This window comes from Tahibacter aquaticus (assembly GCF_004363655.1).
GTDB lineage: Bacteria > Pseudomonadota > Gammaproteobacteria > Xanthomonadales > Rhodanobacteraceae > Tahibacter > Tahibacter aquaticus.
The window spans coordinates 28,170-47,271 of sequence record NZ_SNZH01000023.1 but is presented as its reverse complement, the minus strand read 5'-3'; the positions used below and the strand labels follow the sequence as shown (position 1 = coordinate 47,271).

Sequence of the window (19,102 nt, the reverse complement as noted above, 5' to 3'; positions counted from 1 at the left end):
CCTGCCGGAGACGCAGGTGCCAGTCGCGCCAGTTGCCGATGCTTTGCTCCATCGCGATACAGCTCCCCGCATCGGTCTGCGGACGTTTGCGCCCCATCCGGCGCCATGAGAAGCTCGCGCCCCCCTCGCGGGGCGGCGGCTGTGAAAAATGCCGCAAAATCTTTAATCAACCTAGGATGGGTAGATAGACATGCCGGATGTTTCAGTAACGCCGTTCACGCGCAACGCCAGCCAGGCAATCCGCATCGCCCTGGTCAGTGGCATCGCCGTTCTGCTGGGTGCATGCAGCTCGGCAGAACCCGAGGCGCGCAAGGCCGTCCTGGCCAAATTGCTCGCCGCCGACACGGCGCAGTTCGGTGCCTATACGGAAATCAAGCACAAGGCTGCCTGCCTCACCGTTAATTCGCTGGGCGGCAACGGCAAGCCCACCGGCGATCTGCAGGCGGTGGTGTTCAAGGTCGACGAGGTGTGGAAAGTGGCCGATATAACGCGCATCAGCCATGACGAATGTGTCACCGCGGTCGAACAGATCGTCGCGGAAGCGGGCAAGAAATCCGGCTGACGGCCGTACCCTCGGCGAATCGGCTGCCGCCGCCAGCGCCGAGGGGTTTTCCGCTGCGCCGGCAGCAGCAAGTCCTGCGCGGCCAGGACGACTGAGCTGCTATCGACTTGTCCGTTACAGGCCACTAGGGCAGGCGGCTTCCCCGGTCGCCGCCTGCGCCTTGCCAGTACGCAAGGCGGCGTAGTAAACGTGCAGCCTCAGCGAGGCGCGGCCCGCCGGCAGGGTGTCTTGCGACAGCGGCGCAGTACGAGCCGATGACTATCCCGCAACCGTCCCCAACGCCTCCCGCAGCTGCAGTGCCGCCCGATGCCTGGCTGCGCGCGAAGGAACTGTTTGCTGCCGTGGTCGCGCTGCCGCCCGACAAGCGTGCGCCGTTGCTCGACGCGGGCTGCGGCGACGACGCGGCCTTGCGGCGATTCGTCGAGGCGCTGCTGCGGTCCAACGACGCGCTGTCGACGGAGCGCAGCACGACCGCAGACCTCGGCCTGGGCCCGCTCGTGCGCCGCGCCATCCAGCAGCGCTGGCCGCAGGTCGAACGCGGCCGCCGCTTCGGCGCGTTTGCCGTGGTCGAGGAAATCGCCACCACGCTAGACGCGGCGCGTGCCGACGGCGAGGCCGACGAGCAGCGTTTCCTCTCGCCGCAGACGGCGGCGCCGGAACAGTTCCTGGGACAGCCGGCCAGCGTGGCGACCGACATCTATGCGCTCGGCGTGCTGCTGTGCGAACTGTGCGCAGGACAGCGGCCGTTCGACGGCACGGATGACCGCGAGGAACTGCGCCGCCGCGCGCTGCACGATGCGCCGCGTCTGCCCAGTCATGTCGCGACGGCTGTAGCTGCCGGCCTGAGTGCGTCAAGTGGCGGATCGTGCCGGTCAGATCCCGAATGTTGCCTGGTCGAACTTGCCGCTGCGGTAGGCGATGCTGCGCAAACGGGTTCCCGCGCCGCATGAGCGGTTCGCAGGTGTTATAGGCTTGGTGCTCGACCCACGGGGCTGCACTCGATCCGAATGAACCGCCAACAGCTTCAGGCCTATTGCCGGCGTCTGCGCGCGAGCGAGGAGCGGGATCTGGGCGAACCCAGCAACATCCTGGTGTATTCCGTCGGCGGTCGTAATTTCGCCTGGTTCAAGACCAGCGAGCCGGAGCGCTGGCGCTTCAGCCTGAAGGTCAGCAGCGAGCGTTTCGTCGAACTCACCGACATGCCCGGCGTGAAGCCGGCGCGCTACATGGCGCGCTTCCGCTGGATCACCATCGTCAAGGTCGAAGAATTTCCGCCGGCCTATCTGCGCGAACTGGTGGACTGGTCCTACCGGCATGCGCTGCTGGCACTGAGCCGGCGCCGGCGCCAGGCACTGGGGCTGGAATGATCGACCTGCTGCCTATCCCGGCGCTGCTGACCCCGCAGCAATGCGTGCACTGGTGCGACGCGCTGGACGATGCAACGGCCGCGCCGGCGGCCGTGCTGGACCCGGCCTACGGCGGCCGCGTCGCGCCGCAGATACGCCGCGTGGCGCGGCTGCAGCCACCCGCAGCGCTGCAATCGCAGGCGATGCAGCTGCTGGGCGCCCTGCAGCCGCAGCTGCAGGCGTATTTCGGCCAGGCGCTGGGCCGCTGCGAGCCGGCGCAGTTCCTGCGCTACGAAGTCGGCGATTTCTTCGTCGCCCACCAGGACGGCAATACACCGCTGCTGCGCGATGCCTCGCTGAGCCGGCGTGTCTCGCTGGTGCTGCTGCTCAACGATGCCTCGCTGACGGCGCAGGAGGGCTGCTACGGCGGCGGCGAGCTGGTCTTCCATCCGCACTACAGCAGCGCCGCCGCGCCCAGCCGGCACACGCCGGCTGCCGGCAGCCTGCTCGCCTTTCGCGCCGAGACCACGCATGAAGTGCTGCCGGTGACGCATGGCCGGCGCTACAGCATTGCCGGCTGGTTTCATGCGGCGGAACCTGCCTGAACGCTCCAGCCTCTGCGGGCCGCCGGCTGGCGGCCGGGGTCTCGCCATGTCTGTCGGCCGATGCCGGCGGATAGCGAGCAAGGCGCCGGTCATCGAGCCGGGCGTGGCTGGCGTGGGGTAATGGCGCGGCAGCAGCCGTACGACGACCCGCAACTTATGTATGTTTCCACGATGCAAAAAAGTGAAGCCGGGCGACAGTCGCCCGGCTTCGTTGTCGGCAGCAATAGTGCAGCTGCGGTTTATGGGAAGGTGGACTTGAAGTAGCTGATGGCGTCGAGCACATCCGGTGTCAGGCGGCGGATGCCGTTGGGATAGTCGTCCTGTGCCGAGCAAGTGGTGCAGACCTGGGTGCTGACGATACCGACGACGACGTTGTTGGCACCGGCCCAGCGGTTGGTATAGATGGCCGAACCGGAATGGCCGCCGGACAGGTCGCAGTTGGTGGTGAAGCGCGCATTCCAGCCGTCGCTGCCCTTGCTGCCGAAGTTGCCGATATTGCAGGGCTTCACGTCCTGATAGGCCCAGCCCTGCTTGCAGGTTTCATAGCGTACCGGCGCATTCGACAGGCCGCAGGCCGGATAGCCGCGGTTGTAGCACTGGCCTGCACTGAAGGTGTTGGCATCGCAATAGTCGCGCAGGCTGTCTTCGCCCAGGGCGACATAGCCCAGCCAGCCGGTTTCGTCGCCGGGTGCGGTGCCCAGCACCATGATCGCGTAGTCGTACGTCCAGTCGCTGTCGCTGGAGCGGAACGCATCGGGCGTGAAGTACCACACCGCGTCGTGGGCACCGTAGGGCTCGCAGGTTTCGCCGCTGCAGCCGCCTTCGCGGCCCGGACGGAAGCGCGTGGCGGAAAGCGGGTACCAGTAGTCGTCCTTGCGGTCGTACAGGCAGTGCGCGGCCGTCAGCACATGGCGGCGGCCGACCAGGGTGCCGGAGCAGCCGGATTTCTCGCCGCCGCCCATCTGGCCCAGCGCGCGGTTCGGGAATGCCGTGTTGTCGTAGCGGCGGGTACGCGTGTCGTCGCCGTCGCTCCAGCCTTTCAGTACTGCGTCACCACTGGCCTCGGCGAGCACATCGCCGGCACCTTTGGTATCGCCCGCGGCGACGCCCGATTGCAGGGCAAGACGATGCAGTTCATGCGCCAGTTCGCGCGGCATCTCGACGCGATACTTGGCGCCGGTGCGGGCGTTGACCGCGGTCCAGTACTGGTCGCCGCTGGCTACGGTTTTGTCGTCGCTGCTGCCGGCTTTGGCGCTGTCGCTGCCACGGCCTTCGGCCCAGGCGGCTTCCGCCGATTTCGCATCGGCCGGTGCGAAGCGCGCCGTGCCTTCATGGCGCCAGATTTCCTGCGTAAAGCCCTTTGCGCCCGGCAAGCCGGCGGTGACGTCGACAACCAGGTCGGCGCCGTCCGGCGACGCCTCGGCCGTGCGGCCGCCGGCGGCCAGCGCCGCATCGGCGCAACCCATACCCAACATCAGCAGCAGCGCTGCGCGAATCGTCGTGAACTGCATGGTCTTACCCTCCGTATCGTGGATGAGTGCCGGTGCTTCCGGCGGTGTCGACTACACGTACGCAGAAGCGCAGCGCAGGGATCACGGCAGCGCAAAGACGGTGATGCGGGCAGCGATCGGCTTGCGGCCGGCATCGCGGCGGCCGCGGAAAAGCGCCTGTCGATTTTTGCCGCCTCGCGGCGACGGCGGGCGCTGTACTGCGCTTAGTCGCGCGATTCGCGCGCGAAACGGAAGTACGGCGAATCCTCGCCGAACCCGAAGTTGCGGCCCTGATCCTGCCGTCCGTAGTGCAGCGACAGGCCGGACTGGCCTGTGCCCTGGAAGTAGTCGAGGGCGAGTTCGTGTTCGCCGGCATTCAGGCGTATGCCACAGGTCTGCAGCGGCACCATGGCCCGTGGCCGCGGGTCGGCACACAGCGGGCGGTTGTCGATGCGCAGCGAAAAGCCGTCGTCGCTGCCGACGAGGAAGCGATAGTCGCCGTCCGCGTTGACGCGGAAGCGTTTGCGCAGGCTCAGGAAGAAATGCTCGGCGTAGCCGATGTCGCCGAGTTGCACATGGCGCAGGCGTCCGCCCTGCGACAGATCGAGGCGATCGACGAATACCTCGCGCGATTCGATGACCTGGCGCACCTGGTCCAGGTGCAGGACGGGGCTGGCATTGCGCTCCAGCTTCAGGCGCAGCACCGGCGCCACGTGCTGCGGCCACATGGCGCAGGCGAGCACGCTGCCGCAGGTCAGCAGCAGTGCGCTGAGTGCCCAATCCTGGCGGCGACTATCCATCTCAGCGCACCGGCTGCAGCTGCCACACATCGAACCACGCACGCTGCTGCATCTGCGTGGTGCTCAGCGGCCAGCCGTAGGTCAGCGGTGCGAAGTAGACAAAGCCCGCGGCCACGAGCAGCAGAAACAGCAGCAGATTGACGCGCGCATGCCAGTGGCCCTGGGCCAGCCCTGCGCCGAACAGATAGTTCCAGACCAGGGCAAGGTTGGCGATGCCGAACAGCAGCGGCAGCAGATAGTGGTAGAGGTACATCACGCGCTCGATCTGCAGGATTGCAGCGAAATAGGCAATGTACAGACTGCTAAAAAGCAATATCCAGCAGAAGTCGCGCCGCCGGGCGGGATCGACGGCATGGCCGAACACCGCGCGCCCGAGCAGCAGCGCGACCGACAGCACCATCGCGCCGAGCACACCCAGCCATACCACCGGATTGGATACCAGGTAGGTGTATTCGACGTAGCTCACGCCTTGCACCATTTCGCGGTTCCAGCGGTAGTTGATGGTCTTGCCACCCAGCGGCCAGCGCGTCGCGTCGCTGCCGTTCTCGCCAGGCTTGCAGACATCCAGGCGCGGAACGCCGTCGGCGTATTCGGCCATGTAGCGCAGATGGTCGCGCAGGCCGGCGCGGAATCCGGCTGCTGTCCAGGTCGTGCGCTCGCGCAGGTGCTGCAGGTATTCGGCCGAGGCCTTGTAGGTATGTCCCGGCACGACCTCGGTCGCCGTGGCAATGAAGACATAGAAGCTGCCGAAGAAGACCAGCAGCGCCGGCAGGCAGAAGGCGGGAACAGCACGGGACAGTCGCCGCGCCACGGCGCGCCAGCGTGCTTCGTTCAGCACCGGCCATTGTTCGGCGAGGAACAAGGCCACGGGCAGGGTCAGCAGCACCGCGCCGTTGAGTTTGACGGCAATGCTCAGGCCGACCAGGGTGCCCAGCGCGGCGTAGTGATAAAGCCGTACCCGGCCGCCGCGGCGCAGGGCGAAGGCGAGCACGCCGATCGCGCCGAGTGCGAAGGCGAGCTGTATGCCTTCGAGCATGGCGGCGCGCGCGTGTACGACCAGGGCGTTGTCCAGCGCCGGCAGCGCGGCAAACACGAAGGCGAGCAGGCGCTGCCGCGTAATCAGCAGCAGCGTGGCGTAAAGCAGCATGACGGCGGCAATCATCGCCAGCACCGAAGCCAGCCGCACGCCGGCAAAGGAATAGCCTGGCGGCAGCTGTACCTGTTGCACATGGTCGCTGCGCAGCAGGGCGCTGGTGTCGAGCGCCGCGTTGCGCGCCAGTGCGGCTTCGCCCAGGGCGATCAGCATCTTCCCCAGCGGCGGATGCGATTCCATGTACATGACGCCGTCGATATGTTTCTGCGCCGAGGCGACATGGTAGTTCTCGTCCCAGAACAGCGAGGCCGGCAGCCAGTAGCGCGTGCCTATGCTCATTGTGGACAAGGCCAGCAGCACCAGTGCAACGAGCCAGTCCTGCCGGCGCGTTTTTGCCGGCGCCACTGCGGCCCGATCTGCTGCGGTTTCGCTTGCTGGCGTCATTCTTCACCCGGTGGGAGAGGCGCTGCCCGCCTGTCCCGCAGGACAAGGCGAGGCACATTTGCATTTCGCTGCAGTGCAGATTGACACCGGTGGCAGAAGCGGTCAACGTCGCCGCCGCAACGAATCCGTCCCGTACGGATCCGGGATTTCGTGCAGTCTGGGAGGGCTGACATGAGACAGGCCATGCCTGTAGAAAAGTGCATCCAGCAACCGTCCGATGTCGCAATCGGTGTTGCCCGGCGCGGCCTGCATACGAGTCCGTGGCCGTTGGTATCGCGTGCGGCTGGCTGCTGCGTTTCGCCGGCACTGCTCGGCAAAAGTCTGTCCAAAAATGATACCGGTGTCATTGCCTTGCCGGCGCGTCATCGATGGCGATGACGGCGCTATCCGTGGCGCTTGCCGTCGCGGTTTTTCGTGCCGGCGCACAGTCCCGGGTCTAGCCAGCGGCGGATAGCGGCGATGGCGTCCGTATTGCGCCTGTTGCCAGACTCTGCAGGCGTTCCGGCCCGCTGCGTTTGTTTCCAGAAATACAGTTGTTCACCAGAAATTCTGTTGGCCGGTTGCCCGAAGCGGCGCCCAAGTCCTGTCACGCACTTTTGTCCGGGGATTTCCACGATGGTCGTGAACTCACTGCAACGCGCCGCCCGCAGGGCAGCGCTGTCGATCGCCCTGCTGTTCGGCGCTGCGCCCTCTGCCGCGCTGGCACAGGCCAGCGTGCCGTTCGCCGAGAATTTCGATACGGCCACGACCGCCACCTTCACCACCGCCGGCTATCGCGCGCTGCCGGGCGACGCGGCCAGGCCGATGTATTTCGCCACCGGCGGCGGCAGCAATATCACCATCACCCCGGCCGGGCAGCTCAGCCTGACCAACGGCCGCTTCAGCATCGGCAATACCGATACCAGCGTCACGACCACGGCCGCCCTGGCGCCGGCCGGCATCTTCGACCTGAGCCAGCAATACACCGTGTCGTTCTGCCTGGTGAGCAGTTCCGGTGCGGGAAATTTCCAGATCTATATCAATAACAACACCACCGGCGCGGCCAACTCGCCACTGGGCAATGCTTCGCGCATCGCCAACCTCGCCGTGACCAGCCTGGCTGCGGGCACGGTGTATTCGGTCACCTCCAGCGTCGGCTCGCCGACCGCTTTCCTGCAATTGCGCGCCGAGAGCAGCGCGCTGGTGGTGATCGACAACTTTCGTATCGACTACGGCGCCAGTGGCAGCGCGAGCTGTCCGGCGCCGGGCCAAGCGCAACTCACGCTCGATCCGGCCGCTGCCAGCTGGACGGCACCGGCCGGCGGTGCCGCGTACGGCGTCAGCGTGAATGCGCTGACGGCGGCCGGCACCGCGGACACCTTCAGCGTTGCATCGAGCAATCCTGCCGTGGTCAGCGCCGTCGCCAAGGGCAGCGCCGTGACACTGAGCCCGCTCGCTGCCGGCAACGCCACGATCACCTTCACCAGCGGCTCGGATGCGACGGTGCAGAAAACCATCGCCGCCACGGTGCTGGCCGAATCGACGACGGTCTACGACCTGAGCGGCGTCGCATCGCCGCCGGCCCTGGCCAGCGGAGTACACGCCGACACGCGCCTGCGCCTGCACTTCGATGTGCCGCCCAGCCTGGGCACGGCGGGCAGCGTGCGCATCGTGCGTGCCAGCGACGGCGTGGTGGCCGATACGATTGCGCTGGCCGGCGACATCGATGCGCTGGGCTATCCGGGCCAGGACCGCGTGCGCGTGATCAGGCGCGATGCCATCAGCGTTGCCGGCAATGCCGTGACCATTGCGCCACATAGCCATGCACTGGCCTACGACACCGAATACCGCGTGCTGATCGACAACGGCCTGATCGTCGGTGCCACGCTGCATGGCATGGCGTTCGACGGCATCGGCGCGAATGCCGGCTGGCGCTTCACCACGCGCAGTGCGCCGGCCGTGTCCAGCCCGCTCATGGTCGACGATGACGGCCTGGCCGATTTCCGCACCGTGCAGGCCGCCATCGATTTCGCCGTGCAGCAGTTCCCCGGCGATACGCCGGTAGACATCCATATCGGCAACGGCAACTACCGCGAGCTGCTGTACCTGCGTGGCAAGAACCGTCTTTCGCTGATCGGCGAGACGCGCGACGGCGTGGTGCTGAACTACCGCAATTCCGAAGCCTTCAACAGCGGCACCGGCACTAGCCGCGCACCCGGCCCCGGCGCAGCCAATGGCGGGCGCAGCGTATTCCTGATCGAAAACGCCGACCTGCTCACGCTGGAAAACCTCACTCTGCGCAACACCACCTTGCGCTCCGCGGCGGCCAGCCAGGCCGAGACGCTGTACTTCAACGGCGACGGCACGCAGCGCCTGATCGGCAAATACGCACGCTTCCAGAGCGAGCAGGACACGCTGCAGCTGAAGTCATACGCCTGGTTCTATCGCTGCCTGGTCGAAGGCAATGTGGATTTCATCTGGGGCGCGAACCGCGTCAGCCTGTTCGAGGAGAGCGAGATCCGCTCGCTGGGCGATACGCAAAACCCCAGCCAGGGCGGCTATGTGCTGCAGGCACGCAGCGTTGCTGCCGGCGACAAGGGCTTCGTCTTCCTCAACAGCGCGCTGACCCACGGTCCCGGCCCCGGTCCGCTCGCCGGCGACGTGCCGCCGGGCGCGACGTATCTGGCCCGCAGCGGCGGCAGCACGGCGTATTTCGACAACGTGGTGTTCGTCAACACGCGCATGGATGCTCATGTGGCCGGGCTGGGCTGGGCTGCGGCAGGCGTGAACGGCCAGCCGGCGTCCAATCCGGCGACAGCGACGGCCAGCAGCGGCTGGCGCGAATACGGCAGCACCGACCTGTCCGGCACACCGCTGGATCTCGCCAGCCGTGTCGGCGGCTATCTGCTGCAGCCGGCCGAGGTCGCGGCGGAGTTCTCTACACGTGCACAAATATTTTCCGCCTATGGCGGCGGCGCGGGATGGGACCCCCTGGCCGACGGCAGTCCGGCCGACCGCGTATTCGCCAATGGCTTCGACGCGGCGGCCGGCCCGGCCAGCAACCTGCCGCTGACGGAAAGCTTCGCCGATGCCACGGTTGGTGCCGGCAGCGGCGGCAGCATCAGCAGTTTCTGGTCGCCGGCCTACCGTTCCATCCCGGGCCAGGCGCAGATACCGATGTACGTCGCGACCGGCGGCGGCAGCGGCCTGCTGCTCACGCCGGAAAAAACCCTGTCGCTGACCGGCGCGCGCTTCACCATCGGCAGCACAATCCCCAGCCAGGTGAGCAGCGCGACCAGCGCACCGCCCGGCGTGTTCGGCCTGGACCAGCCGTATACGATTTCGTTCTGCGTGCTGTCGCGCTCGGAGACGGGTTTCTTCTACGTCTATATCGACAACAACACCACCACGTCGGCCAACTCGCCGCTGGGTGCGGCATCGCGGCTGGGCGAATTCCCGGTCGCCGACATGGTGCCGGGCACGGTGTATTCCGTCACCGGCACTGTCGGTACGGCGGCCTCGTTCCTGCAGCTGCGCACCAACAGCGGCACGACGCTGGTGATGGACAATCTGCGCATCGACCGCGGCACGGTTGCCGGTGCCACCTGCAAGGGCGCGGGCAGTTCCAGCAGTTCGTCCAGTTCATCCAGCTCCAGTTCTTCCAGCAGCAGTTCGTCGAGCAGTTCCAGTTCTTCCTCGTCCAGCAGTTCCTCGTCCAGCAGCGGCCCGGGCACGCTCAGCTGCGAAGTGGCTAACACGGTGCCTGGCTTTGCCTCGCTGGGCGGCGGCACGACGGGCGGTGCCGGCGGCCGCGCCGTCACGGTAACGACCGGCGCGCAGCTGGTGACGGAACTGGCCAGCCAGGTCGGCAACACCCAGCCGCTGACGATTTTCATCGGCGGCGTCATCACCCCAGCCAACAGCGGCAGCGTGAGCAAGTTCGATGTGAAAGACATGAACAACGTCTCGATCATCGGCTTGCCCGGCTCGCTGTTCGACGGCATCGGCATCAAGATCTGGCGTGCCAACAACGTCATCCTGCGCAACCTGACCTTGCGCTACGTCAACATCGGCGACAAGGACCAGATCAGCATCGACGGCCCGGCCTCGAATATCTGGATCGACCACAACGAGATGTACAACTCGCTGGAGGTCGACCAGGACTTCTACGACGAACTGGTCAGCGGCAAGGGCAATATCGACAACATCACCATCTCGTACAACTACCTGCACGACAGCTGGAAAACTTCGCTGTGGGGTTCCAGCGACAGCGACAATTTCAATCGCCGCATCAGCTTCGTCGGCAACCACTGGGACAACGTGATGTCGCGCCTGCCGCTGTTCCGCTTCGGCGAAGGCCATGTGCTGAACAACTACTACCACAACGTGCAGCGCACCGCGGTCAACTCGCGCATGGGCGCGAAGATCCGCATCGACAGCTCGCACTTCGAGGATTCCACCAATGTGGTGATCTCGCAGGACAGCAGCCAGATCGGCTACTGGGACACCAATGCCGACAACATTTTCCAGAATGTGACCTGGACGACGTTGCCCGAGCCCAACTGCAGCAGCAATCCCTGTGCCTGGGGCAATACGCCGGGCACGGTGCAGAACGGCGGGCAGATTGCCTCGACGGTGAGCTACGTGCCGCCGTATGCGTATACCGTCGTGCCGGGAGCCGAGGTGCGCGCCCACGTGCTGGCCAATTCGGGAACGGGCCGCATCGACGCCTGTCTGGCCTTGCCGGGCGGCGGCTCGTCGAGTTCCAGCAGTTCCAGCAGTTCTTCGAGTTCGAGCAGCTCAAGCAGCAGCTCGTCGAGTTCCAGCTCCAGCAGCTCGTCCAGCTCGTCCAGTTCGAGCAGCAGCTCCGCTGGTGCCGTCATTCCGTTTGCCGAAGATTTCGACGCGGCGACCACGGCGACCTTCCGCACCGCCGCCTATCGCTCGCTGCCGGCCCAGCCCGCGGTCGAGATGTACTACGCCCTCGGCGGCGCCAGTGCCATCACGATCGGCGACGGCAGTCTGGGCCTGGCCGGCGCGCGCTTCTCCATTGGCAGCACCCAGCCCGGCGTGCAGTCGACGACGACGACTTCGCCGCCGGGCATCTTCGATCTGAGCCAGCCCTATACCGTGTCGTTCTGCGTGCGCGCCGCCTCGGGCAGCGGCAACCTGCAGCTGATGGTGGACAACACCACGACCAGTGGCTCGACCTCGCCGCTGGGCGCCGCCTCGCGCATCTACAGCAAGGCGGTGACCAGCCTGGTAGCGGGCAGTGTGGAGTCGGTGACTTCGACCGTCGGTACGGCTGCTTCGTACTTCCATCTGCGCACGGAAAGCAGCGCCAGCGTGGTGCTGGACAATCTGCGCGTGGACTATGGCGCAGTGGGCAGCGCGACCTGCGCGGGCTCTGGTTCCTCGTCCAGCTCCAGCAGTTCGTCGAGTTCCAGCAGTTCTTCCAGCTCCAGTTCCAGCAGTTCCAGCTCGTCGAGCGGCAATCCCGTCGATGCGGCCTTGCTGCCGGTCGGCAATGTATTGCCCGCCGCGATGGGCGTGCGCACCTATTCGGCGCCGACGACCAATCTGTCGTTCGTGGCGGTGCCGCCCACGCCGGTACATGTGAACCATTACCAGAATCTGCCGGCCGACCCGACCGGCGGCGTGCTGAGCTTCGAACGCGAGACCGCGCCGGCGAACGGCTGGCATGCCTGGTCGGAATACGGTCCGGTGCTGGTCACCGGCGGCTCGGCGGCGGCGCCGGATCGCATCTATACCGTGTTCACCAAGGAACAGCTGATCGCCGCGCTGCAGCAGGCCGGCAACGAGCCCAAGATCGTCCGTGTCGTTGGCGTGATCGATTTCCGCTTCACCAACGGCGTCTACCAGGAATACACCAGCTTCGCCGACCAGCACCAGGGCGGCACGGTGGTGATTCCGTCGAATACCACCCTGGTCGGCATCAACGGCAGCGATGGTGCGCCGGCGCGCTTTGCCGGCACGCAGATCGCCATCGGTCGCGAGTTCTCGCCGCCGCATGCCAACTCGCCCGCCGTGCCCGAGCCCAAGTCCAACTACGAAGCGTGGATCAGCCACGGCGGACTGGCCGAGGAATATCCGGGCTGGACGCGCAACGTGATCGTGCGCAACCTGCTCATCGAGAATCCCTGGGACGTGAACCCGGGCTCGGCCGATGCGGAGTTCGACGGCATCGTCGTGTCCTGGGCGCAGCAGGTCTGGGTCGACCATGTGACGGTCGGGCCGGGCCAGTACAACGGCAGCTATACCGCTACCCGGCGCGACGGTTCGCTCGACATCGTGCGGGCTTCGAACTATGTCACCGTGGCCAACAGCCGCTTCGAGACCAGCGACAAGACCAACCTGATCGGCAACGGCGACAGCGGCCGCGCCTGGAGCGACCAGGGCCGGCTCAAGGTGACCATGGCGGGCAACCATTGGTATTTCAACCAGTCGCGCATGCCGCGCGTGCGCTATGGACAAGTACACCTGTACAATAATTTCTACCAGGGCAGCATTGCCTCGGTGCCCAACCAGAAATGGGGCAGCGGCATGGCGCTGGGCACGCTGGGCGACATTCTCGCACACGGCAATTTCTTCCATGTGCTGGGCGTCAAGCTCAATGCCGGCAACGAGATCTGCGGCAAGCTGGTGATGAACCACGGCGGCGGCAGCGGTTTCCGCGGCGAAGCGCTGTGGTTCCAGAGCGACCATGCCTCGGCGCTGACGCCGCAGCAGGTCGATGCCTTCCTGGCCGGTTGCGACGGTTTGCCGCTGAGTACCTGGCAGCCGCCCTACGCGTATACGGTCAGTGCCGATCCGCCTGCGCTGGGCAGCAGCGTGCCGGCGGCGGTCGGGGCGGGCAAGCTGCCCTGAGCCGTTTTCCACAAAGCGACAGCGCGCGCCCGTGATGGCGCGCGCTGCATGTCACACCGGGCCGCGCTGGGCAAAACGCTGCTGCAGCTTGCCCAGCGCCAGTGCGGTTTCCCGGCGGATGCGCCAGCGCCCGATCACGGCATCGACCGCGCGCAGCCATAGTGGCTGCACCGCGTAGTCGAGCGTGCGCGTGAACAGCGTGCCGCTGCCGTCGGCGGCAAACTCGTAGCGCAGGCGCACGCGGCTGCCGTCGGCCATGCTCGCGGTTGCCTGCCAGTACGCCGGCCGCTGCGCGTCGGTGACGCGCCAGTGCAGGCGGCGGCGGAAGCCCGCTGTGCGGATGTTTTCCTCGAATGCCGCGTCCTTGCCCAGCGCTGCGCGCGTATCCGGAATCGTGCCCAGCGAGGCCGCATGCCATTCGTGCCAGCAGGCGGGCATGGTCAGGTAGTCGTAGGCCTGCTGCGGCGTGGTGGCCAGCAGCGTGTGGCTGGTATGGGTAGGCATAGCAAGGCTCCTGTCGTGGCAGCGGATGCGCGGCGGTCAGCGCGGCGGCGGGTCTTCCGCTTCCCAGTACAAGGTGCCGCACACCCAGTCCGTCAGCGGAAACACAAGGTTGAAATTGCGCGTCTGCATCAGGTTGCGGCGATGATGCAATTGATGCAAACGCCGCATATGCCGTATCCACGGCAATTTCGCCAGCCTGTGCTGTGGCGGCAGATGCTCACAGGCATGGAAGATCTCGTAGCTCAGGTAGCCGCCGAGCAAGGTGGCACAGAACAGCGCGGCGACATTGGCATCGACCAGTGCGATGGCCCAGTACAGCGGCAGCAGTGCGGCGCAGAACAGCACGATCAGCCAGGCCGGGAAAAAGATCACGCGCCAGTCGCGCGCCTGCTCGTACGGCATCTGCGTTGCAACGAAAAAGCTGTGATGGTCGCCGGTATGGCGCTTGTAGAACAGCGCGCCCAGGCGATGCTTGTGATGGCCGTAGCGCCTGTGCACGGTGTATTCGCCGGCGTTGAAGACGACCAGGCCCAGCGGAATCGCCAGCCATTGCCAGGCGCGCACCGCGTCGATGCTCGCCAGCAGCACGGCCAGCACCGTCACGCCGAATACCAGCACGAAGCCGCCGTGCAGCCAGGCGTTGTAGTAGCGGCCGATACCGGCGCGATAGCGGGCGCGAAAGCCTGCGGTGTCGTGGGTCATGCGGAACTCCGGCGATTCTGCACGGCGTGGCGGCGCCGCGCTGCGTGCACGGCGCCACCCGCGTGGTTTGCGCCAACGGCGTGGCGGTCGATGATGAGTCAACGGCAAGGCCGGCGCATTGACAGCAGCCTGCGCCGGGTTGACATTTCGCGCCAATCTGAGCGAAGTCCCGCATGCTCGACCCGCGTACCGTCTCCAATCCCTATGTGCGAATGCTGCTCGGTGTGCTCGACGCCGAGGGCGTGGACGTGGCCGCGCTGCTTGCCGGCCTGGGTGTCGATGCCGGTCTGCTCGACGATCCGAATGGCCGCATCGCGCCGGAAACCGTGCACCGCATCTGGCAGCACGGCCTGGCGCTGACCGGCGATGCGCTGCTCGGCCTGAAAGTCGCCGCTGCGGCGCGGCCGTCGACGTTTCGTGCGCTGGGCCTCGCCGCGGCCAGCAGCACCTCGCTGCAGCACGCGCTGAGCGTGATGTTGCGCTACTACCGCCTGGTCAGCGAATCCGGTGCACTGAGCGCGCAGCCCCGGGCCGGCGGCGAGGTCGCCATCGTCTATACCGAACAGCTCAAGCGCGTGCAGCTGTTTCCGCAGCAGGTCGAAGCGATCATCGGCGGTATCTGGGTGACCGCCTGTGGACTGGCCGAGCGCCCCCTGGTACCGGCTGGCGTGGCCTTCCGCCATGCGCGGCAGGGCGATGAAAAAACCTATCGCGAATTCTTCCGCTGTGCCGTGCAGTTCGACGCACCCGGGCACGAACTGCGCCTGCCTGCGGCCGAACTGGCGCGCCGCCTGCCCCAGGCCGATGCCGAGCTGCACCGCATCCATTGCGAGTGGCTGGGCCGCCAGCTCGCCGGCCTGCCTCAGGCTGGTTCAGTCAGTGCCTTTGCCCGGCAATGGCTGGCCGCCAGGGCCAGCGGCGCCCTGCGTATCGGCGACCTGGCCCAGTCCCTGGGCATCAGCGTGCGGGCGCTGCAGCGGCAATTGCAGCAGGAAGGCCAGGCCTGGACTTCGCTCGTCGATGCGGCACGCCGCGAGGCCCTGGAAACCCTGCTGCGCCAGCGCGTGCCGCTGGAAGAAGCCGCCCGGCAGCTGGGCTATCACGACGCCAGCAGCCTGAGTCGTGCGGCGCGGCGATGGTTTGGCAGGACGGCGGGGCAGTGGCGGCAGCTGGCTGGACCGTCAAACGTATAAGTGTGAATTCCTGCTGTGCAGCGTTGCCTCCTTCGGCCAGGCAGGCTGCCCCGACGTCGCTGCGCCGGAACGCTGTCAGGCCGGCACGGCGTCAACGGCGCGCAATGCCGCTGACCGCTTATCCGTGCGGACGACCGCTGGCTGTGCATGCCGACCGCAGGTCACGTATCGCTCGGTCATGCGCGGCGACAGTCCTACGCTGTCCCTGTCCACAGAAGGAGAGGGTGCATGCGGATTTTCGGAATACTGCTGCTGGCGACGGCGCTGGCGTCTGCTGGCGCGGCAGGGGCGAAGGAAGGCGTGCCGGCAAAGGCCGCCACAGCAGCGCTCGCGCGCGAGGCCGGTGAGTTCTTCAAGGGCCACCAGCCCGGCGGCGTGGTGCTAGTGACGCGGGGCGACGAGGTGCTGCTGCGGCAGGCCTACGGGCTGGCCGACATCGAGAACGGCGTGGCGATGCGGCCGGACGCGGCGCTTCGGCTGGCATCGATCAGCAAGCAGTTCACTGCCGTGGCGGTGTTGCAGCTGGTGCAGGCGGGCAAGCTGAGCCTGAGCGCGACGCTGGAGTCGCTGGACCCGGCGCTGAATGGGCCCTTGTCCGGCGTGACGGTGCAGCAACTGCTCACGCATACATCGGGCATCAAGAACATCAGCAGCATCCCGGCGTCGCGAGCTGCACGGCGGGAGGAAGCCGATGCGGCCGGCCTGATGGGTTACTTCAAGGATCTGCCGCTGGAGTTCGCCGCGGGCACGCGCTTCCGCTACAGCAATTCCAACTACATCGTGCTGACGCATCTGATCCAGCGCCTGTCGGGGCAGTCTTACGCCGACTACCTGCAACAGGCGATCTTCCAGCCGCTGGGCATGCAGCACACGCGCTATGACAATCATCTGGCCGTCATCGCCGCACGCGCGCACGGCTATCGGCGCGTGCAGGGCGAATTGCAGAACGCCGATTTCATCAGCATGTCGCAGCCGCAGGGCGCGGGGGGCCTGGTCAGCACGGCGGACGACCTGGCGATCTGGCATCGGGCCTGGCGCGACGGTGCGCTGCTGCCGGCTGCGGTGCTGGCGCAGGCCACGGCCAAGACCATCCTGGCCGACGGCAAGCCGTCGCCTTACGGCTTCGGCTGGATAATCGGCCAGGTGCAGGGGCTGTCCGATGTGGAACACGGTGGCTTCATCAACGGCTTCAACAGCTACGTGGTGCGGCTGAAGGAGCCGGACGTCTTCGCTACCGTGCTGACCAATGCGGAGTTCCTCGACCCCAGCCAGCTGACCGTGCGGCTGGCCGCCATCGCGGCGGGCAAACCCTATGCGCCTGCGGTCGCCGCGAGCGGGAAGGACAAGGCCTGGCTGGGCCGCTACGTACTTGGCGCAGACGACGTGCGGCTGCTGTCGGAAGCCGCCGGCAAGCTGCAGCTGCAGCGCGAGGGAGAAGCGCCTGTCGCGGTCAGCCCCGCTGCCGACGGCCGCTACTACCTGGACGGCGGCCTGGATTACCTGAGCTTTGCCACGGCCGGCGACGGCGGCGCGGTGATGACGCTGCACGATCGCCTGATGGGCGACAGCGTCGGCCGGCGCGAACCGGCTGCAGCGGCCGCACCGGCTACAGGCTCAACACTTCCCTGAAACGCGCGCTCTGGCGGCGCGACACTTCCACCTCCAGGCCGCCGCGCAGCGTGAGCATCAGCCCGCCGTTGCTCCAGGGAGCGACCTGCTCCACGTAGTCGAGATTGACGATGTACTTGCGGCTGGCGCGGAAGAATTTCTCCGGCGCCAGCTGCGTCTCGATGGCACCGAGCGGGCGGTACAGCAGCGGTGCATGCGTGTGGAAATAGATACGACTGTAATTTCCGACCGCCTCGATCACACGTACATCGCGCGGCTTGACCAGGAAGCAGTGCTCGCCGTCCTTGATGAAGATGGGGCTGTCCATCGAGCGCCGTGCCGGCGTGGCCGGCATGGCCTCGGTCAACTTGTATACCGCCTGTGCCAGCCGTTGCGGGTCTATCGGCTTGAGCAGGTAGTCCACCGTGTTGTAGGCAAACGCCTTGAGCGCATACGCATCGAAGGCGGTGGTGAAGACGATGCGCGGCACCTGGGTCAGGCGTTCGAGCACGGTGAACGCGCTGCCGCCGGGCAGGTCGATGTCGAGGAACACCACATCCGGCGCGGCGGATTCGATCAACACGATGGCGGCTTCCACATCGCCGGCATGGCCCACCACCGTCACCTGCGGATAGGCCTTGAGCTGGTGTTCCAGTTCGAAGCGGGCCAGCTCCGAATCCTCCACGATGACTGCTTCGATCACGCCACGCTCCCAATCCACACCTGCGCCAGGACACACCCGTCCTGCTCGTCCAGGCGCAAACCCGCGCGGGTGCCGAAGGACAATTGCAGCCGCTGCCGCAGATTGTCCAGGCCGGTGCCGCTGCCATCGGCCGTCGCCAGGCGGCCGCTGTTGCGTACGTCGATGCGCAGCGCGCCGCCTTGCGTCGCCGCATCGACACACAATTCGCCGCCGCTGCTGCTGGGGCCCAGGCCGTGCTTGATCGCGTTTTCCACCAGCAGCAGCACGCAGAAGCGGGGCACGGGCAGTGGCAGCGCCAGCGGGTCCACCTGCTCGCGGTAGCGCAGGCGCTGGCCGAGCTGCAGTGCAACCAGGCTGAGATAGTCGCGCACCACGGCCATTTCCTCCTGCAGCGGCACCAGTGCTTCCTCGCCGGCTGCGAACGGGTAGCGCAGCATGCTGGCGAAGCGCGTGATCTGCTCGCGCGCCAGCTCGGGGTCCTTGAGGATCAGGGCGCGAATATTGTTGAGGGTATTGAAGGTGAAGTGCGGGCTGATGTGGCCGAGCAGGCGTTGCAGCTGGGCTTCCTTGAGCGCCAGCCGCAAATCGTTCTGATGGCGCGCGGCTTCTGCCAGCCGCGTCTGTCGGCTGATGGCGAGGTACAACAGGCTCCACGCGACGAAGGCCGGTGCCAGCAGCGCCGCACGCGAGATCATCGGCTGTGCGTCGTACAGCGCGGCCAGGCCGGGCGAAAGGCCGGCCAGCAGCGAAAGCGTGGCGTGGAAGATCAGGTCGACGCCGAGTGCGGCCAGCACGCTGGCCACCAGCAGCACGCCGAGCCAGCGCAATTCACCGTAGCCATCGGCCTGCAAGGCCCGGTACAGCCAGCGCAGTCCGAGGCTGGCCAGCATTCCACCCACGCTCACGGCGGCTACTGCCGCGAACTGAAGCGCGTCCGGTACCGACGCTTCGCTCGGGCGGGCGAAATAGGCGATCAGCAGGAACAGCGACCAGCCCGGCACCTGCAGCAGCCAGAACTTCAGCGTCACAGCGCGAATTCGTTGGAGGGGGACGGCACTCTACCCGATGTTCCTCGGCCGCAAGCAGCGCCGGCAGCGGCCTGCTTGCTTGCGGCGGCTCGCGATGCGGAAGGGGAGCGACGCCGCGTCGGTGGGATGCCGGCTTGCAGACGGCCTCGCTTGAGGC

Annotated in this window: 14 protein-coding genes; 7 read left to right on the top strand and 7 right to left on the bottom strand. The window is 66.7% G+C overall.

What is annotated here, in order from left to right; genetic code table 11:
• Positions 1–190: 190 nt before the first annotated feature.
• From DFR29_RS26395 to DFR29_RS26380, 4 genes are all read left to right on the top strand, one after another.
• Positions 191–562 (top strand): hypothetical protein, encoded by a 372-nt coding sequence (locus tag DFR29_RS26395; RefSeq protein ID WP_133821644.1) that lies wholly within the window; start codon positions 191–193, stop codon positions 560–562.
• Between the two features lie 254 nt (positions 563–816).
• On the top strand, positions 817–1,512 hold the full coding sequence (locus DFR29_RS26390) for a protein kinase family protein (RefSeq protein WP_133821643.1): 696 nt from the start codon (positions 817–819) through the stop codon (positions 1,510–1,512).
• Positions 1,513–1,569: 57 nt separating this feature from the next.
• The gene (locus DFR29_RS26385) at positions 1,570–1,929 is read left to right on the top strand and encodes an MmcQ/YjbR family DNA-binding protein (RefSeq protein WP_133821642.1); all 360 of its coding nucleotides are present in this window, start codon (positions 1,570–1,572) and stop codon (positions 1,927–1,929) included.
• A complete protein-coding gene (locus DFR29_RS26380; RefSeq protein WP_133821641.1) occupies positions 1,926–2,513 on the top strand; it encodes a 2OG-Fe(II) oxygenase in 588 nt (195 codons plus the stop codon). Before DFR29_RS26385 ends, DFR29_RS26380 begins: the two co-directional genes overlap by 4 nt.
• A gap of 239 nt (positions 2,514–2,752) precedes the next feature.
• On the opposite strand, the gene DFR29_RS26375 is transcribed toward DFR29_RS26380, so the two are convergent.
• The 3 genes from DFR29_RS26375 to DFR29_RS26365 form a co-directional block, all read right to left on the bottom strand.
• The gene (locus DFR29_RS26375; RefSeq protein WP_133821640.1) at positions 2,753–4,024 is read right to left on the bottom strand and encodes a trypsin-like serine peptidase; all 1,272 of its coding nucleotides are present in this window, start codon (positions 4,022–4,024) and stop codon (positions 2,753–2,755) included.
• Positions 4,025–4,227: 203 nt separating this feature from the next.
• Positions 4,228–4,803 carry a PA14 domain-containing protein gene (locus tag DFR29_RS26370; protein ID WP_133821639.1) on the bottom strand — a complete coding sequence of 192 codons (576 nt, stop codon included), beginning with the start codon at positions 4,801–4,803 and terminating at the stop codon, positions 4,228–4,230.
• Position 4,804: 1 nt separating this feature from the next.
• Positions 4,805–6,301 carry a phospholipid carrier-dependent glycosyltransferase gene (locus DFR29_RS26365; protein WP_166654355.1) on the bottom strand — a complete coding sequence of 499 codons (1,497 nt, stop codon included), beginning with the start codon at positions 6,299–6,301 and terminating at the stop codon, positions 4,805–4,807.
• 654 nt (positions 6,302–6,955) lie between these two features.
• Here DFR29_RS26365 and DFR29_RS26360 point away from each other — a divergent pair.
• Positions 6,956–13,207, top strand: a complete 6,252-nt coding sequence (locus tag DFR29_RS26360) for a pectinesterase family protein (protein ID WP_166654354.1) — start codon at positions 6,956–6,958, stop codon at positions 13,205–13,207.
• 51 nt (positions 13,208–13,258) lie between these two features.
• Here DFR29_RS26360 and DFR29_RS29810 read toward each other — a convergent pair whose 3' ends face one another.
• Together DFR29_RS29810 and DFR29_RS29805 are read right to left on the bottom strand one after the other, a co-directional pair.
• Positions 13,259–13,711, bottom strand: a complete 453-nt coding sequence (locus tag DFR29_RS29810; protein WP_208113743.1) for an SRPBCC family protein — start codon at positions 13,709–13,711, stop codon at positions 13,259–13,261.
• A gap of 36 nt (positions 13,712–13,747) precedes the next feature.
• Entirely contained in the window at positions 13,748–14,413 is a 666-nt protein-coding gene (locus tag DFR29_RS29805) for a sterol desaturase family protein (RefSeq protein ID WP_208113742.1), read from the bottom strand.
• A gap of 173 nt (positions 14,414–14,586) precedes the next feature.
• On the opposite strand from DFR29_RS29805, the gene DFR29_RS26350 reads away from it, so the two are divergent.
• Both DFR29_RS26350 and DFR29_RS26345 read left to right on the top strand, forming a co-directional pair.
• Positions 14,587–15,606 (top strand): AraC family transcriptional regulator, encoded by a 1,020-nt coding sequence (locus DFR29_RS26350; RefSeq protein WP_133821636.1) that lies wholly within the window; start codon positions 14,587–14,589, stop codon positions 15,604–15,606.
• Positions 15,607–15,834: 228 nt separating this feature from the next.
• Positions 15,835–17,235, top strand: coding sequence for a serine hydrolase domain-containing protein (locus tag DFR29_RS26345; protein ID WP_133821635.1), 1,401 nt, complete (start codon positions 15,835–15,837; stop codon positions 17,233–17,235).
• On the opposite strand, the gene DFR29_RS26340 is transcribed toward DFR29_RS26345, so the two are convergent.
• On the bottom strand, positions 17,213–17,917 hold the full coding sequence (locus DFR29_RS26340) for a LytR/AlgR family response regulator transcription factor (RefSeq protein ID WP_133821634.1): 705 nt from the start codon (positions 17,915–17,917) through the stop codon (positions 17,213–17,215). The genes DFR29_RS26345 and DFR29_RS26340 overlap by 23 nt on opposite strands.
• Positions 17,914–18,945 (bottom strand): sensor histidine kinase, encoded by a 1,032-nt coding sequence (locus DFR29_RS26335; RefSeq protein WP_243746190.1) that lies wholly within the window; start codon positions 18,943–18,945, stop codon positions 17,914–17,916. Before DFR29_RS26335 ends, DFR29_RS26340 begins: the two co-directional genes overlap by 4 nt.
• Between the last annotated feature and the right edge of the window lie 157 nt (positions 18,946–19,102).

What these genes read in the sequence shown, in the direction of transcription:
- DFR29_RS26395 (WP_133821644.1), top strand. Translation starts at nt 191, where the DNA reads ATGCCGGATGTTTCAGTAACGCCGTTCACGCGCAACGCCAGCCAGGCA.
- DFR29_RS26390 (WP_133821643.1), top strand. Translation starts at nt 817, where the DNA reads ATGACTATCCCGCAACCGTCCCCAACGCCTCCCGCAGCTGCAGTGCCG.
- DFR29_RS26385 (WP_133821642.1), top strand. Translation starts at nt 1,570, where the DNA reads ATGAACCGCCAACAGCTTCAGGCCTATTGCCGGCGTCTGCGCGCGAGC.
- DFR29_RS26380 (WP_133821641.1), top strand. Translation starts at nt 1,926, where the DNA reads ATGATCGACCTGCTGCCTATCCCGGCGCTGCTGACCCCGCAGCAATGC.
- DFR29_RS26375 (WP_133821640.1), bottom strand. Translation starts at nt 4,024, where the DNA reads ATGCAGTTCACGACGATTCGCGCAGCGCTGCTGCTGATGTTGGGTATG.
- DFR29_RS26370 (WP_133821639.1), bottom strand. Translation starts at nt 4,803, where the DNA reads ATGGATAGTCGCCGCCAGGATTGGGCACTCAGCGCACTGCTGCTGACC.
- DFR29_RS26360 (WP_166654354.1), top strand. Translation starts at nt 6,956, where the DNA reads ATGGTCGTGAACTCACTGCAACGCGCCGCCCGCAGGGCAGCGCTGTCG.
- DFR29_RS29810 (WP_208113743.1), bottom strand. Translation starts at nt 13,711, where the DNA reads ATGCCTACCCATACCAGCCACACGCTGCTGGCCACCACGCCGCAGCAG.
- DFR29_RS29805 (WP_208113742.1), bottom strand. Translation starts at nt 14,413, where the DNA reads ATGACCCACGACACCGCAGGCTTTCGCGCCCGCTATCGCGCCGGTATC.
- DFR29_RS26350 (WP_133821636.1), top strand. Translation starts at nt 14,587, where the DNA reads ATGCTCGACCCGCGTACCGTCTCCAATCCCTATGTGCGAATGCTGCTC.
- DFR29_RS26345 (WP_133821635.1), top strand. Translation starts at nt 15,835, where the DNA reads ATGCGGATTTTCGGAATACTGCTGCTGGCGACGGCGCTGGCGTCTGCT.